13 protein-coding genes and 2 riboswitches are annotated in these 15,006 nt (G+C 40.2%); of the genes, 2 read left to right on the forward strand and 11 right to left on the reverse strand.

The window, feature by feature from the left end; genetic code table 11:
- The first annotated feature begins 75 nt into the window (after positions 1-75).
- Positions 76-576 carry a DUF2284 domain-containing protein gene (locus I4V44_RS10605; protein ID WP_008707157.1) on the forward strand — a complete coding sequence of 167 codons (501 nt, stop codon included), beginning with the start codon at positions 76-78 and terminating at the stop codon, positions 574-576.
- Positions 577-756: 180 nt separating this feature from the next.
- Here I4V44_RS10605 and I4V44_RS10610 read toward each other — a convergent pair whose 3' ends face one another.
- The 11 genes from I4V44_RS10610 to I4V44_RS10660 all read right to left on the reverse strand — a co-directional run bounded on the left by I4V44_RS10610 (position 757) and on the right by I4V44_RS10660 (position 13,114).
- Positions 757-1,848 (reverse strand): M14 family metallopeptidase, encoded by a 1,092-nt coding sequence (locus I4V44_RS10610; protein ID WP_020993288.1) that lies wholly within the window; start codon positions 1,846-1,848, stop codon positions 757-759.
- 186 nt (positions 1,849-2,034) lie between these two features.
- Positions 2,035-2,343, reverse strand: coding sequence for an ArsR/SmtB family transcription factor (locus I4V44_RS10615; RefSeq protein ID WP_081017038.1), 309 nt, complete (start codon positions 2,341-2,343; stop codon positions 2,035-2,037).
- 130 nt (positions 2,344-2,473) lie between these two features.
- Positions 2,474-4,339, reverse strand: coding sequence for a heavy metal translocating P-type ATPase (locus I4V44_RS10620; RefSeq protein WP_008707160.1), 1,866 nt, complete (start codon positions 4,337-4,339; stop codon positions 2,474-2,476).
- Between the two features lie 152 nt (positions 4,340-4,491).
- A complete protein-coding gene (locus tag I4V44_RS10625) occupies positions 4,492-4,710 on the reverse strand; it encodes a cation transporter (RefSeq protein WP_020993289.1) in 219 nt (72 codons plus the stop codon).
- Between the two features lie 213 nt (positions 4,711-4,923).
- Positions 4,924-6,279 (reverse strand): MATE family efflux transporter, encoded by a 1,356-nt coding sequence (locus tag I4V44_RS10630; protein ID WP_008707162.1) that lies wholly within the window; start codon positions 6,277-6,279, stop codon positions 4,924-4,926.
- Positions 6,279-7,250, reverse strand: a complete 972-nt coding sequence (locus I4V44_RS10635; RefSeq protein WP_020993290.1) for an ABC transporter ATP-binding protein — start codon at positions 7,248-7,250, stop codon at positions 6,279-6,281. The genes I4V44_RS10630 and I4V44_RS10635 overlap by 1 nt, the downstream gene beginning before the upstream one ends.
- Complete coding sequence (locus I4V44_RS10640) at positions 7,243-8,025, reverse strand: ABC transporter ATP-binding protein (protein WP_020993291.1); 783 nt, start codon at positions 8,023-8,025, stop codon at positions 7,243-7,245. Before I4V44_RS10640 ends, I4V44_RS10635 begins: the two co-directional genes overlap by 8 nt.
- A gap of 11 nt (positions 8,026-8,036) precedes the next feature.
- Positions 8,037-8,864: a nickel transporter permease gene (gene nikC, locus I4V44_RS10645; protein WP_008707164.1), complete on the reverse strand. Its 828-nt coding sequence runs from the start codon at positions 8,862-8,864 to the stop codon at positions 8,037-8,039.
- A gap of 4 nt (positions 8,865-8,868) precedes the next feature.
- The gene (gene nikB / locus I4V44_RS10650; protein WP_306452298.1) at positions 8,869-9,816 is read right to left on the reverse strand and encodes a nickel ABC transporter permease; all 948 of its coding nucleotides are present in this window, start codon (positions 9,814-9,816) and stop codon (positions 8,869-8,871) included.
- A gap of 55 nt (positions 9,817-9,871) precedes the next feature.
- A complete protein-coding gene (locus I4V44_RS10655; protein WP_196002694.1) occupies positions 9,872-11,434 on the reverse strand; it encodes an ABC transporter substrate-binding protein in 1,563 nt (520 codons plus the stop codon).
- Positions 11,435-11,630: 196 nt separating this feature from the next.
- Positions 11,631-11,830, reverse strand: a riboswitch (cobalamin riboswitch).
- Positions 11,831-11,905: 75 nt separating this feature from the next.
- Positions 11,906-13,114, reverse strand: a complete 1,209-nt coding sequence (locus tag I4V44_RS10660; protein WP_117676950.1) for a hypothetical protein — start codon at positions 13,112-13,114, stop codon at positions 11,906-11,908.
- A gap of 141 nt (positions 13,115-13,255) precedes the next feature.
- Positions 13,256-13,438: riboswitch (cobalamin riboswitch) on the reverse strand.
- 448 nt (positions 13,439-13,886) lie between these two features.
- Between I4V44_RS10660 and I4V44_RS10665 the strand changes: the two genes are divergently transcribed.
- Positions 13,887-14,987 carry a transposase gene (locus I4V44_RS10665; RefSeq protein WP_243097413.1) on the forward strand — a complete coding sequence of 367 codons (1,101 nt, stop codon included), beginning with the start codon at positions 13,887-13,889 and terminating at the stop codon, positions 14,985-14,987.
- Positions 14,988-15,006 lie beyond the last annotated feature (19 nt).

The following is a 15,006-nucleotide window of genomic DNA, read 5'->3' on the forward strand; positions in this document are numbered from 1 at the left end:
TTTATTTCAAAATGTTATAATTCACCTTGATATGTTCAAGCCAAAATAATCCGCTTTAAGAAGGGAGTCATTCTTATGGATTTAATAAAAGAAGCACTTTCCATGGGTTTCGCAGATGCGGCGATCATGGATACAAAGGATCTGGTATTTGTGCCGGAATACAGACAGTTCTGCGAGGACAATCTCTGTGGAAATTATAACCTGGTTCCTGCATGTCCGCCTGCCTGCGGTACTGTAGAAGAAATGCAGGCAAAAGCATTGAAATATGAAAAGGCACTGGTTCTCCAGACTGTTCTGAAGGATCCGATCATGGATCCGGTACTTTTCAAGCAGGCGAAGCATGCACAGAATATTCTTACAGAACAGCTTGCCAGACAGATGCAGGAAGCGGGAAAAGAAGATATCCTGATCATGAGCGCAGGACCGTATAAGAATTGTTCCTGTATGTCCGCCTACAGTGTAGATGCACAGAAAATGGCTGATGCAGTAGGTATGGTCTGCTGGGCAGATGACTCAGATGTAAGATTCTTTACACAGATTCTGTTTCACGAAGATTATAGCAAGCCTCATAAATAATGCATATTGATTAAGAGGCTTGCTATAGTATAAAATACGGCTGCACTATATCCGCATTTAACCCGGATATAGTCAGCCGTATTTTTATACCCTGTTTTTATATTTATGTCGAACCGATAAGCTCATTTGCTTTGCTGTTCACTTGAGTTGGTCGAACCCATTTCTGTCTTACTTAAGTATTTATTTATCCTCATGATGCTTATGATGTTCATGCCGTTTATGATGTTTTTCCTCTGATTTATGATGATGGTGTCCATGCTTATGTTTCTCATTTCCGCACACTTCACATCCTACTTCAATCTTACCCTGTGTATCCTCATCCCAGGTACCATAAGAAACCATCGGCGTATCCTTCATAATGCACAGACTGATGGTCTGATAAAGAATAATACCACCCATTTTGGCTCTGTATACAAACAGTTCACGTCCAAAATAATCGCAGATTCTTCCCAGTACTTCGCCTTCTTTAAAGGTCTCACCGGGCTGTTTCGCCGGATACCAGCAGCCTGATACCGGGGCATCTTCATAGATCACAGGACTTACTTCTATCGGTGGTTTGCCATGAATATGGGACTTCCCGCGAAGGATTCTCAGATGTCTGAGGATATTCTTCACATCATGAACATCCTCCGCTACCAGATCTTCGCACCAGCGGGAACTGTGTCCACGTTCCAGCAGGATACTTGGGATTCCCATGCTTCCGGCATAGTTGTAAGCTCCGCCTGTTCCATACATGGAAGTTACCAGATAATCTACATGTGCGATCTCCGCCATCTCACGGCTCTTTGCAGCTACTTCCGGAGCTGCTGCCCCTGTACAGTATACATAAGATACCAGTCCCTCAAATCCATCACCGCAGTGCAGATCCACATAGTAATCTGCCTTCGGGAAAAATTCTGTCACAACAGTATAAGCGATCCTGTCACTAAGTGTACCATTCGGATTTCCAGGGAAAACTCTGTTCAGGTTTTTTCCATCCTCATAAGTAAGACTCATGGTACGGTGTTCGAATCCAGTTCGGTTCATCAGACGGATCACTATGATATTTCCTGCGATCTTCTTCGGATCCAGCTCATCTGCAAGCTGCATAGCTGCCTGAATTCCTACATATTCTGCATTATGTACCCCACCGGAGATCAGAACAGTCTCCCCCTCTTTTTCTCCACAGATCAGTGTTACCGGAATTCCGAATTCTGCCCCGATGATGTGCACAAATCCTGATACTTTCTCACCCGGTTTTGCTTCCAGGTCTGCTACTCGTAATGTTCGCATCAAATCTTCTCCTTCCACTCATTCCATCTCTGCCAGATCTTATCATCCACTGGCAGGCTCTTATTTCATTCTGTAAATTCCACTTTCAATAGTTAGTTCTATAAAACTTTTATATTTTCAAACAGGGAGCCAATACTTGAAATATCAACTCCCTGCTTTTTACTTTTACCATACGTTCACATCGGATTAATTTTCTTCTATATGCTCTCTTCCCTGATTGATAATCGTCCGCACATGATCATCTGCCAGAGAATAAAAAATGGACTTTCCCTCTCGTCGGTTCTTCACCAGTTTGTTTTGCTTCAGGATTCTAAGCTGATGGGAAATTGCAGACTGTGTCATATTCAGTGCTTTCGCAAGGTCGCATACACATACCTCTGTTTCGAAAAGCACAAACAGAATACGGATTCTTGTAGAATCTCCGAAAATCTTAAACAAATCTGCCAAATCCTCAAGTTCCGTCTCTTCTGGCATTGTTTTATTTATAATTTCCATTGAATCTTCATGAATTTCATAATAGTCACAAGCCTCGTCTTTATGTTTTTCCACGCTTTCACCATTTTCCTTCCTGTCTGCAACTGTCTGTTATTCTATAAATTTTTGTAACTGTTCAGTACCTTCACAGTTACAGGTTTTTTACAAATAAAGTACGGATTGCGTTTAATACCGCAATGATCATAACACCTACATCTGCAAAAATAGCCATCCACATATTGGCAATTCCCAGCGCACCAAGTATCAGACACAAAATCTTAATGCCAATTGCAAAATAAATATTCTCATATACAATATGAATACACTTTCTTGCAATCTTAATCGCTTTGGAAATTTTCAGCGGATCATCATCCATCAGTACGATATCTGCTGCTTCAATCGCTGCATCAGAACCCAGTGCACCCATAGCAATACCAATATCTGCTCTGGACAGTACCGGCGCATCATTGATACCGTCACCCACAAATGCAAGCTTCTCTTTTTCGGATTTCTGATGAAGTAATTCTTCTACTTTACTTACTTTATCTGCCGGAAGAAGTTCACTGTAAACTTCCCCAATTCCCAGTTCTTTTGCTACCTGGTCTGCAACACGTTTAGAATCGCCGGTAAGCATAACTGTTTTCTTAATGCCTGCTTTCTTCAATTCTGCAATTGCTTCTTTTGCATGAGGTTTCAGAATATCAGAAATAAGAATATGACCTTCATATTTTCCATCTACAGCCATATGAATTACTGTACCCACATGATGACATTCCTGATAGGAAATTCCAAGACGTTTCATTAATTTCGCATTTCCTGCTGCTACAGATATACCATCCACTTTTGCAGTCACACCGTTACCGCTGATTTCCTCAATATCTGTGACTCTGTTTCTGTCAATTGGTTTTCCATATGCTTTCTGAAGACTCTTACTGATCGGGTGGGAAGAAGAACATTCTGCAAGAGCTGCATATTCCAGCAGTTTTTCATCTGAAATCTCATTATGATGAACTCCGCTTACTTCAAAAACACCCTGTGTCATTGTACCAGTTTTATCAAATACTACATAGCTGGTCTGTGCAAGTGTTTCCAGATAGTTGGAACCTTTAACCAGAACGCCCTGATTACTTGCTCCACCGATTCCTGCAAAGAAGCTTAAAGGAATACTGATCACCAGTGCGCATGGACAGCTGATTACCAGGAAAGTAAGTGCTCGGTAAATCCAATCACCCCACATAGCCGGTTTTCCCATGATCAAAAGTACGATCGGAGGAATAAAAGCAAGTGCAAGTGCTCCGTAGCATACAACCGGAGTATAATATTTGGCAAACTTTGAAATAAAATTCTCTGATTTTGATTTTCTGGAACTGGAATTCTCCACAAGTTCCAGAATCTTGGATACGGTAGATTCTCCGAATTCTCTGATCGTACGGATTTTCAGAACACCTGTCATATTGATACATCCGCTGATTACTTCATCCCCGGCTTTTGCATCTCTTGGAAGGCTTTCTCCGGTCAGAGCACTGGTATTTAAAATAGAAACACCATCAATGATCACACCATCAATCGGAACTTTTTCTCCTGGCTGTACAACAATTACAGTACCAATTTCAACTTCATCCGGGTCTACCTGTTCAAGTTTTCCATCTACTTCAATATTGGCATAATCCGGACGGATATCCATCAGTTCACTGATGTTACGTCTGCTCTTTCCTACTGCATAACTCTGGAAAAGTTCTCCGATCTGGTAGAACAACATAACCGCAACACCTTCGGAATAATCTCCAAGCAGGATTGCTCCCACAGTAGCTACTGCCATCAGGAAATTCTCATCAAATACCTGTTTATTTCTGATACCTTTAAATGCTTTCTGAAGAATATCATAGCCAATTACCAGATATGGAATCATAAACAGTCCAAATCTGACATATCCATCTATCGGCAATTTAGAAAAAAGCACGATCAATACCGCCGCTACGATGATTCTGATCAGCATCTTTTTTTGCTTCTTATTCATCTTAATACCTCACTTCTTATAAAACAGGACCGCCGCCAGAATATATATCAGTGGATAACCATAACCGCCTGATATATCTCTGTGCCGCAGTCCCTCTCTGCTAATTTACGACAATTCCCGTAAATATATTATCAACAGAAATCGTTCCTGAATTAAAGATAGATTTCGCAGTCGTCTTCTACTTTCTTGCAGTTTGCCAGAACATCTTTCATAACTGCTTTCGGATCCTGTCCGTCTTCAAATTCAACGATCATTTTCAGCATCATGAAGTTTACAGTTGCATCCTTAACACCTGCTGTATTCTTAGCAGCTTCCTCCATTTTATTTGCACAGTTTGCGCAGTCTACGTCAATTTTGTAAGTCTTTTTCATAGTATTTTTTCCTTTCTGGCTCATGAATATTTTTTCACATTATCATATGAGCACTTGTTCATTTGTTTATTTTATTATAACAGATTTTCGTCCTCTGTCAATAGCTTAATGTTAGAAAAATAGCAAATATATAAAAACAGAGGATACCGCCTGATCATTCTTCCTGCCATATCCTCTGTGTCATCTATCATTTACAAAATGATTGCAATCTTTTTATTTAATTTTCTTATGGTAGAGTTTCCTGACTTTTGCCAGATATAAAACAGCAAAAGCAACACCGGACACAACCCATGATCCAATATAGATCCATACAATACATTCCATTGTTTTAAATGACGGTAAAACAAGCAAAATGCATACTACTCGAAACAGGCAAATTGTAAGTAATGTAGTAATCATCGGTACCAGCGTTTCACCCAGACCACAGCAGGCTCCTGAAAGCGCCTCTGCAACTGCATAAAATACAAAAAAAGGTGCCATCATCTGCATATATCTTACAACCAGCGGGATCAGTGTCGGAACGTCTTTCTGATCAATAAACAACGGTCCAATCAGTCCTGAACCGAAGTAAAGAACAAGACTGATAATTCCTACTGCGATTACAGATAACCCAGTACCGATCAGTGCTCCTTTCTTTACTCTCTTCGTCTTACCGGCACCGAGATTCTGTGCGGTATATGTCGTCAGTACAGGTACCATAGAATCCGCGATCAGCCAGATCAGTAAATCCAGTTTATCACAAATTCCCCATGCCGCAATACTGTCAGTTCCCATTGTGTTGACACTTGCCTGAACAATAGAATTGGCAATTGGAAACAACATAGATTGAAGAGCTAACGGGAAACCTTTTTTTACCATCATCCCCATATGCTCTTTGCAGATTTTCATAGTTCTGATTCCTATCTTTTCTTCCAGGAAATCAGATTTCACAAGAAAATATGCGGTAAGTACAACACTTACAATCTGAGAAAGTACAGTAGCTGCTGCCGCTCCTCCAACACCAGTATGCATAAGTCCTACCAGTATGAGGTCTACAACAATATTAACCACACTGCATACGACCAGTACATATAATGGCTTTTTAGAATCTCCAAACGCTCGCAGGACTCCTGCCATCATGTTATAAAGGATCATTGCCCATATTCCGCCAAAATAAATGCGGCAGTAGATTAGTGATCCTGCACGAACTTCTTCCGGAACAGACATGATATCAAGCAGCCATGGAGAAAAAACAGCACCGGCTGCTGCACAGATAATTCCCAGAATACCGGCAAGCAAAAGAGCTGTCCGCACTGCGCAATGCAGTCCTTCTTTATCTTTTGCTCCAAAATATCTGGAGATCATAATCGTCGCACCAGTTGCAAGACCATTCATAAAGTTAATCGGAAACTTAAAAAGTGTATGTACAGAATCAATTGCAGCAAGTCCGACTTTTCCCGTAAACTGTCCGACGATAACCGCATCAACTGTTGTATACAACTGCTGGATCAGACTTCCCGCAATCAGTGGAAGTACAAAAAGTAATAATGCTTTTCCTATATTTTCAGAGATCAGACTATCTTTTTTCATTATTTACTGCCCTTTTGGAACAAATGGCAGGCAACACTGTGTCCATCTTCCACTTCCACAAGTTTTGGATTCTCTTTTTTGCAGATATCCATACAATGCTCACATCTTCCCTGAAACGGGCATCCCTGTGGAAGATCCAGTGGGCTCGGAGCCTCACTTTCAATACTCTCGATTGGTTTGGAAAAGTCCATATTAATATCAAATACTGCACCCATCAGTGCTCTTGTATATGGATGCATTGCTTTCATATCAAGATCTTTTCCCGGAAGAACCTCTACGAGGTTTCCAAGATACATAACGGCTACCTGATGTGCCACTAACTGAACCAGTGCAATATCATGACAGATAAAACCAAATGTGATGTTCTTTTCTCTCTGAAGCTTCGTGATCAGTTCAATTACTGTTTTCTGAACAGAAACATCAAGAGCGGAAGTTGCTTCATCCAGAACAACGATTTCCGGTTCCAGTGCCAGTGCTCTCGCGATTGCAACACGCTGACGCTGTCCACCACTCATATTGTGAGGATAACGATCCGCAAAATCTCCCGGTAATTCTACCATCTCAAGAAGTTTTCTGCAGACAGCATCCTTCTCAGATTTCTTAATCTTTTTGAAATTCATCAAAGGTTCGCACACAATATCACGAATGTTCATTTTCGGATTAAAAGATAAGGTCGGGTCCTGAAATACCATCTGAATGTTCTGACGGTTATTTCTCAGTTCTTCTCCCTTTAATTTCGTGATATCTGTACCGCGGTACAGAATCTCACCCTCTGAAGGTGTATCAAGAGAAACCAGAAATCTCATAAATGTACTCTTACCACATCCGGATTCTCCTACAAGACCCAGTGTTTCGCCTTTGTACATTTTCAGATTGATGTCATTGTTCGCCAGCAGAGTACGTCCATGTGATGCCGCAAATCTTCTGGTTACATGTTTCGCTTCCAGTATGACTTCTCTTTTTTCAGACATATCGTTCACCTCCCCGGGATGGAACTGCTTCCAGAAGTTTTCTGGTATATTCGTTCTTTGATTCTTTCAGAATATACTCTCTTGTTCCCTGGTCTTCCATTCTTCCGTTCTTCATTACAACAATATAATCTGACATGTAGGCAGCTACACCCAGATTATGGGTTACTACAATAATGCCTGTATGGTAATCATCTCTGAGCTTCATCATCTGACGTACGATCTGCGCCTGTGTTGTTACATCCAGTGCAGAAGTCGGTTCATCTGCAAGAAGAAGCTTCGGCTGATAAGTCATTCCCATCGCAATACCAACTCGCTGTCTCATACCACCGGATAACTGGAAAGGATAAGATTCCATAATATTATCCGGAGACGGAAGTCTCATTCGCTCCAGCATTGCGATTCCCTTACTCCATGCCTCTTTCTTGGAAATGTTCTCATGAGTAAGAATATATTCTGTAAATACCTTTCCGACTTTACGTGTCGGATTCATCATTGCACCACTGTCCTGAAAAATCATGGAAATATCAGAACCACGAAGTTTTCTCCACTGTTCCGGTGTATAGGATAAAAGGTCTTCTCCTTCAAACGTAATACTTCCTTCTGTGACCTTACCGCCACCTGCAAGAAGTCCCAGAACAGCACGGATAACAGTGGTTTTTCCACTTCCGGATTCTCCTACCAGAGAAACGATCTGTCCCTCTTTCATATCCAGATTAAAGTTCTGAACAGTTGGAACATTTTTGTAGGAGATTGTCACATTATCTAATTTCAGCATGTTTATTCCTCCTACTCATTTCTTGGATCGAGGATATCACGGATGGAATCCCCAAGCATATTAAATACAACAACTACTACAAAAATAGCAAGACCCGGGAAGATCATCAGCCACGGAGCGGACTGCATACACGCTCTTCCTTCATTCAGCATATAACCCCATTCCGGTGCCGGCGGCTTCGCGCCAAATCCCAGGAAGGACATTGCTGCCAGTTCCAGCATCATGGAACCTATATCTGTGGCAGCAGTAATGATCAGTGTAGGAAGTGCATTTGGAAGCATATATCGAAACAGCATATACGGTGTTTTGGAACCGGTAACGATCGCTGCTGATACATAATCCCTGTCACGGATCTTCATAACTAGGCTTCGTGCCAGACGCGCATATTTGGTCCAGCTTACTACTACAATAGCGATGATCGCATTTTTGATACTTGCGCCCATAATACCTGCAACAGCAAGAGCAAGTACCAGTCCTGGGAAAGCAAGCATCATATCTGCAATTCGCATAATAACAGCATCAATGACACCTCCGAAATATCCTGCAAGGACTCCGGTAACAGTTCCCACCAGAAAGATCAGGGCAACAACACCAAAGGTTGCTGACAGAGATGCACGTGCTCCATAAATAACTCTTGAAAAAATATCCCTGCCCATTTTGTCGGTTCCAAAAATATGTTCCTTGCATGGCGGAAGCAGTGCATCTACCAGAGAACCTTTTAACGGGTCAACCCCTCTGGTTACCACCGGTGCAAATACTGCTGTCAGAATAATACAGACTGCAAGAATAGAAAACACGACAAAAGTTTTATTTGCTAAAAATCTGTTTTTCTTTTTCATGATTCTACTCCTTTAAACGCATACGTGGATCAATATAAACATAAGATGCATCAACGATCAGGTTAATGACCATATAAATCAGGGCAAGCCATAATACATATCCCTGGATCAGATTGTAATCACTGGATGTGATTGCTGAAACTGCAAGGTTTCCAAGACCCGGATAAGAGAAGATTACTTCTACAACACTGGTTCCTCCAAGAAGTGATCCTATGGAAAGACCAAACATTGTGATCAGCGGAAGCAATGAATTTGGAAATACATTGCCCCAGATAATCTTTGATTTCTTTACTCCTCTTGCCTGTGCACCGATCACATAATCCTGACTCAGTTCATCCAGCACCGCTGTTCTTACCTGTCTGGTATATTTGGAAGACATTGCAATCGCAAGTGTCAAAGCCGGAAGAAACAGACTCTTAAAGTCTCCCGCAGAACTGATAACCGGAAATGCATTGATATAAACACAGAATGCCAGCATTAACAGAAGTCCAACCCAGAAGTTAGGCATCGCACATCCGAGGAATGTAATTCCCCGGACGAGATAATCGATCCATTTATCTTTATATATGGCAGACAACATACCTAAAGGTACAGAAATAACCAGCATAAGGATCATGGCCATTAATGTAAGTTTCAAAGTCGGCCATAATCTGGCTGCAAGAAGTTCTGTAACTGGTTTATTTAAGCTGTATGATTTGCCAAAGTCACCTTTCAGACAGTTCTTAAGCCATCTGGTATACTGCACCAGAAACGGATCATTCAGACCAAGTTCCTCGCGTGTCTCCTGAACCATTTCTTCAGTAGGCATTACACCGGTTGCCGTGTACATGTTTCGTACAGGGTCACCTGGTGACATAAAGGTCAGTGCAAATGTAATAAAGCTGATACCGATCAATACGATCACAATCTGTAATAAACGCTTGATTATTTGCTTTTTACTCAAAAAAGACACCTCTTTTTATTTCTGTTTGTAACTATTCAGTAACTTCACAATTCGCAGACTTTTCTTATTCTGCAGGAGTAATTTCTGTTGACAGCCAGTAGTAATCTGCTGTATGGATATGTGCAGAACCAACTTTCTTACTGTAGATCATAGATGAGTTGTAGTATCCATCAATCAGAACCGCTGCATCATCTACCAGAATCTGCTGCATCTGGAAGATCAGATCTTTTCTCTTTTCCGGATCCATTTCACCTTTTAATTCTTCATATAACTTGTCATAGTCCGGGTTGGAGTATGCGCAGTAGCTGGTATCAGTTGCCCAGTTAGCCATATATGCCAGAGGATCTCCGGTACCAACAGTGATCCAGTTATTGTTATTAAAGTCATAATCCAGTGCTGCAAGTTTACTCCACTGATCATCTGAGCTTCCGTATTCAGGAACAACACCAATACCGATTTCTGCAAGATACTGTGCCTGAGCATCTGCAAAGTCATTCAGAAGACGGTTTTCATAAGAAATATATCTGAGGTTGATATTCTGACCATCCAGTTCACGGATTCCATCTCCGTCTGTATCAACGATTCCTGCATCATCCAGAATCTGTTTTGCTTTTTCCGGATCATAGGTATATGGATTTTCCAGTTTGTCATAGTCATAGTTCAGAGTAGAAGGCAGTACGGAGAATCCTGGTGTATAAAGTCCACCGATTGTTCTGGAATTACAGATTGTATCATTATCAATTGCCATCAGGATTGCCTGACGAAGTGTTTTGTTTCCAAGAACACCATCAAAGTTCATCCATGCAAATCCGCAGCGTACACCGGATGCAATATCAACAGTAAAGTCATCACTGTCCTGGAAATCCTGAATATCTGCTACATTTGTGATATTCTCAACCAAGTCTACCTGACCACTCTGGAGAGCCATTGTTTTTGCGGAGTTATCTCCCATGAACAGCAGATTGATCTTATCGTATGGAACATCTTCACGATAATACTCATTTGCAGCTAATGTATAACCAACACCTACACCATTGAATTCTTCAATCTTGTATGGACCTGTTCCAATAATTCCATTATCGTAGTTTTCAATATGTTCTACATCTGTGATTCCCATAGTTGGGTGGCAGAGCTGTCCTACAAGGTTTGCATATGGTTTGCTTGTTTTGATGTTAATAGTATTTGCATCATCATCTACAGTAACTTCTGCTTCAAATTCCAGATATTTCTCCGGTTTGGCAGATCCGGAAGGTCCTACCTCTTTCATGTGATCAAAATACTCTTTTACCTTTGTCGGAGTTAAATCACATCCGTCAGAGAATTTAATTCCGTCTTTCAGCTTGATCGTCCATTCTGTATGCTCGTCATTTACTTCATAACTCTCAGCAAGCCACGGGATAACTTCCATATTGTCATCGAATTTAAATAATGCTTCAGCAATACCATATCTCATAGCATTCCATCCACCGTTTTCATCATTTGCACTGTTTACACATCCATCTGTGTACATCTGACATCCGAAGTTTAAAACCTTCTCATCACCCTTCGCCTGTACAGTAACTCCCATTAATAATGCAACTGTTGTTGCCGCTGCTAACACAAGTAATTCTCTTTTTGTTTTTTTCATCCTTTACTTCCTTTCTTTTTTTGTTTCTTCGTTGTTTTTCTTCCTTCTCATACTGTCCATTCCTGTGATTTTGAACGAAAAAAAAGACAGATGCTCCCACATCCGTCACGAAATCTTACCATTAAAGAATCAAACATATATATGCAACACATGAAGTTGTAACTCTTAATCAGGATTTCTCGTCGTCCGCAAGAATCTCTTTTACCAGAAATAAGCAGGTCTCCTGACTTAAGCTTACCCATTTTCAGCACCTTCCCAGAAAAACATCTTCCAGTGGCATTCAGCTGAAAACCAACTATCACAGTGACGGGATCGTACCGGATTTACACCGGTTTCCCTTTTAATCAGACCAGCAGGACGCTTCTGCTGGTCTGAACTTATCTCTAAAATCATTAAATGACCGTATGAATACTCATTTATCATAACATACCATCATGTATACGTCAATTATTTTAGACTCTTATTTTCTATCTATTTTTCCGTAAATTTCCGGAATTTCTCAAAATTTGTTTCCGGTGTATAGGATTTCAGAACTTCCATCATGTCCTCTACACTATATGTATTATCATACATTCCAATAGATAACGCATACTGCTTATTAAACTCATCTACTGAATCCGCTGTCCAGAATGACTGCTGCAGCCGGAAAGCACTTCCATCTTCACGGTAATCTTCTGCAAAGCCTTCCAGAGCATTTTTCATGGCAACAAATGATGGTGCAACGATAGCACCGTATTTTCCTACAAGATAGTCGATTCTTTCCTTGCCGTTATATCCCTTTTTATTAAACATTTCGTATGTATCTTCTGTAAAACAGTCAATGGAACCCAACAATACATCTGTACTGTTCTCTTCTTCATAAGCATCAATTATCTTGATAAAATCACTTGCGCTCACTACACTCAGAATAACATTATACTCTCCTGTATTCAGCGAATCAGCCAGCTTTTCATCCAGGTGATCTTTTGGATACCCCGGAACCAGAGTAATCTTAATGTCACTGCCTGTTTCAATTTCTTCAGTATCCTGCGTATTCACCAGTTCTTCTACAGACTTCTCATATGACAGGCCATATGCTTCCTGAAGCTTATTCAGAATACCAATCGTTCTCAGACGATGCATCTCATTACCGATAGCAGATCCTCCACATGCTATTATGTAATGATTCTGGTTATTCTGATCCTCTGAAACAAAATACTCCGCCATATTGGCAGCCGCATCCATTTCTGTTTCAACAGATGTTCCTATTGTTCCCAGAAAATAAGGATTATCCTTTACTTTCTCATACATTTCATCACTGATCGTTCCTGAGCCACGTACATAATACATACCATATTCTTCACATACCGGAAGAACTTCTTCAAGATCTGAGGAAAGGAAAGAAATAATTCCCTTTACATTTCTTTCATGAAGCTCGTTGATAAAGCTGATTTCTTCTTCTGCTGTACTTATACTGGAAGAATATAAAAACTCGACATCAAAAGCCATGCCGACATAATTTTCAAAATAATTTCTAAATGCTCTTACTTCTGCATCATTCAGATTATATACGGACACTCCTATTGTCATTTTTCCGTCCTGATTTGTTGTATCACTCTGAGTATCGGCTGCCATAACTGAAATACTGGTGCAGGTGAGCAGCATAATCATTGTCAATATAAAACTTATTATCTTTTTCATTCCTTTTTTACCTTTCTATCGTATTTGTATAAAAGTTCAAGTTTTCTTTTCTCACATCCTTTCCTGAAATAAAAAAGATTCTTTTCTTAAAATGTATTTTAGGTATAAAAATAAAGCCTTTCTTATACACCGTAAGAAATAACCTTTTTTCCAATGCAAGCAGGTCTCCTGACTTAAGTTCATCGCATTTTATCGTCTTCCCGCCTCTTCAGCAGTGACGTATATGATAAAAAGCTCCCTTTTACAGTGGCGGGACCGTACCGGACTTGCACCGGTTTCCCTTTTAATTCCATATTACTGGAAACATGCATTATTTTTATAATATGATATCAGGGGCTAAAAGTCAAAAACTATTTTTACTCCGCGCTAAGGCTTTTCCCCAACTTCATTATATTTTTATTATATAATTCCATTTGGTTAACGTCAATAATTTACATCTAATATTTATATGTTTTTTTATTCACTTTTACTATGGTCTTGAATATTCAGATTCCAGTATCTATTCCATAATAAGGGTCTCTTTGCAGCACTACCTTCTCTTGTGGCATTTCTTTGTTTATGCTAAAATATTTTTACTACTATAAATGAGCAAGTTCGTGATTTTGCATAAAAGAAAGACACCTCGATTCCGTGTGTTGTATAATGAAAGTGCCTAAACAAACATTTGCAACATTTACGAAAGAAGGTGTCTCTCGCAAATACTATACATCATTCCGCATTCATATACAACCAGCTTAAGAAATTAAATTTATGCAAATTTTATTCGAACCGGGTGATAAACCACCTTATAAGTATCCTGATCAGCATTTTCATTTCAGGATATCATGGAAAAACCACGGATTTTGCTAAAAACAGTTCCTGTCACAGAACTACGATTGCACATTTCCTTAATTCAGGGAAATGGGATGATTCTCTACTTTCAGATACGTTAAAACGTTCTGTTATAGAGATTATTTATTCAGAAGCAGCACGCACCGGAAAGCCTGTTTTCTGCATTGTAGACGATACGATAGCTTCAAAGACAAAGCCTTCGTCACAGGCTCTGCATCCGATTGAAGATGCGTACTTTCACCAATCCCATTTAAAGGGGAAACAGGACTACGGACATCAGGCAGTAGCTGTTATGCTTTCCTGTAACGGCATTGTCCTGAACTATGCTTTTGTAATGTACAATAAATCAATTTCCAAGATTGATATTGTACAAAATATTGCAAAGGAACTGCCTGTTCCACCAGTAATGTCTTATTTCCTTTGTGACTGCTGGTATGTTTCTGAAAAAATAATCAATACTTTTGTACAGAAAGGGTTCCATACCATTGGTGCTTTGAAAACAAACCGTCTGCTGTATCCATCAGGAATGAAAAAGAAACTCAGTGAACTGGCTGCTGAACGATCCACAACACATAAAGGATTTGACCTCGTCACAGTCAAAAAACGCAACTATTATGTGTACCGGTATGAGGGAAACCTCAGCGGCATAGAAAATGCAGTTGTTCTTTTAAGCTATCCTGAAAAAGCATTTGGTAATCCTAAAGCACTACGTGCTTTCATTAGCACAAATGTATCCTTATCTACACAGGAGATCCTTTCCTGTTATGTTTGTCGATGGCCGATTGAGATATTTTTCAGGCAATGCAAAAACCATCTGGCCCTGGATACATACCAGATACGCTCCTCAAAGGGAATACAGAGGTACTGGCTGTTGATGTCACTGACACATTATATTTGTGTCACAGGAACTGGCGGATATCGGTCTTTTCAAGATGGATATCATCGGATCTGTAGTGCCGTTCATCAGGAAAAGTATCAGTATCTATTCCTATGTGCAAAAGCAAGTGATGATTTTGAAGCATTTATGAAATTAGCAGGATAATTTTGTGCATTTTTTCAAA

Origin of the sequence: Blautia sp. 1001283B150304_161114_C9, from assembly GCF_015668165.1 — a bacterium.
GTDB classification, from domain to species: Bacteria; Bacillota; Clostridia; order Lachnospirales; family Lachnospiraceae; genus Blautia_A; species Blautia_A wexlerae.

Coding starts and splice junctions, on each gene's coding strand:
- I4V44_RS10625 (WP_020993289.1), bottom strand. CDS start 4,710: ATGAAAAAGACTTACAAAATTGACGTAGACTGCGCAAACTGTGCAAAT.
- nikC (WP_008707164.1), bottom strand. CDS start 8,864: ATGAAAAAGAAAAACAGATTTTTAGCAAATAAAACTTTTGTCGTGTTT.
- I4V44_RS10610 (WP_020993288.1), bottom strand. CDS start 1,848: ATGCGAACATTACGAGTAGCAGACCTGGAAGCAAAACCGGGTGAGAAA.
- I4V44_RS10620 (WP_008707160.1), bottom strand. CDS start 4,339: ATGAATAAGAAGCAAAAAAAGATGCTGATCAGAATCATCGTAGCGGCG.
- I4V44_RS10640 (WP_020993291.1), bottom strand. CDS start 8,025: ATGCTGAAATTAGATAATGTGACAATCTCCTACAAAAATGTTCCAACT.
- I4V44_RS10655 (WP_196002694.1), bottom strand. CDS start 11,434: ATGAAAAAAACAAAAAGAGAATTACTTGTGTTAGCAGCGGCAACAACA.
- I4V44_RS10630 (WP_008707162.1), bottom strand. CDS start 6,279: ATGAAAAAAGATAGTCTGATCTCTGAAAATATAGGAAAAGCATTATTA.
- I4V44_RS10635 (WP_020993290.1), bottom strand. CDS start 7,250: ATGTCTGAAAAAAGAGAAGTCATACTGGAAGCGAAACATGTAACCAGA.
- I4V44_RS10605 (WP_008707157.1), top strand. CDS start 76: ATGGATTTAATAAAAGAAGCACTTTCCATGGGTTTCGCAGATGCGGCG.
- I4V44_RS10615 (WP_081017038.1), bottom strand. CDS start 2,343: ATGGAAATTATAAATAAAACAATGCCAGAAGAGACGGAACTTGAGGAT.
- I4V44_RS10660 (WP_117676950.1), bottom strand. CDS start 13,114: ATGAAAAAGATAATAAGTTTTATATTGACAATGATTATGCTGCTCACC.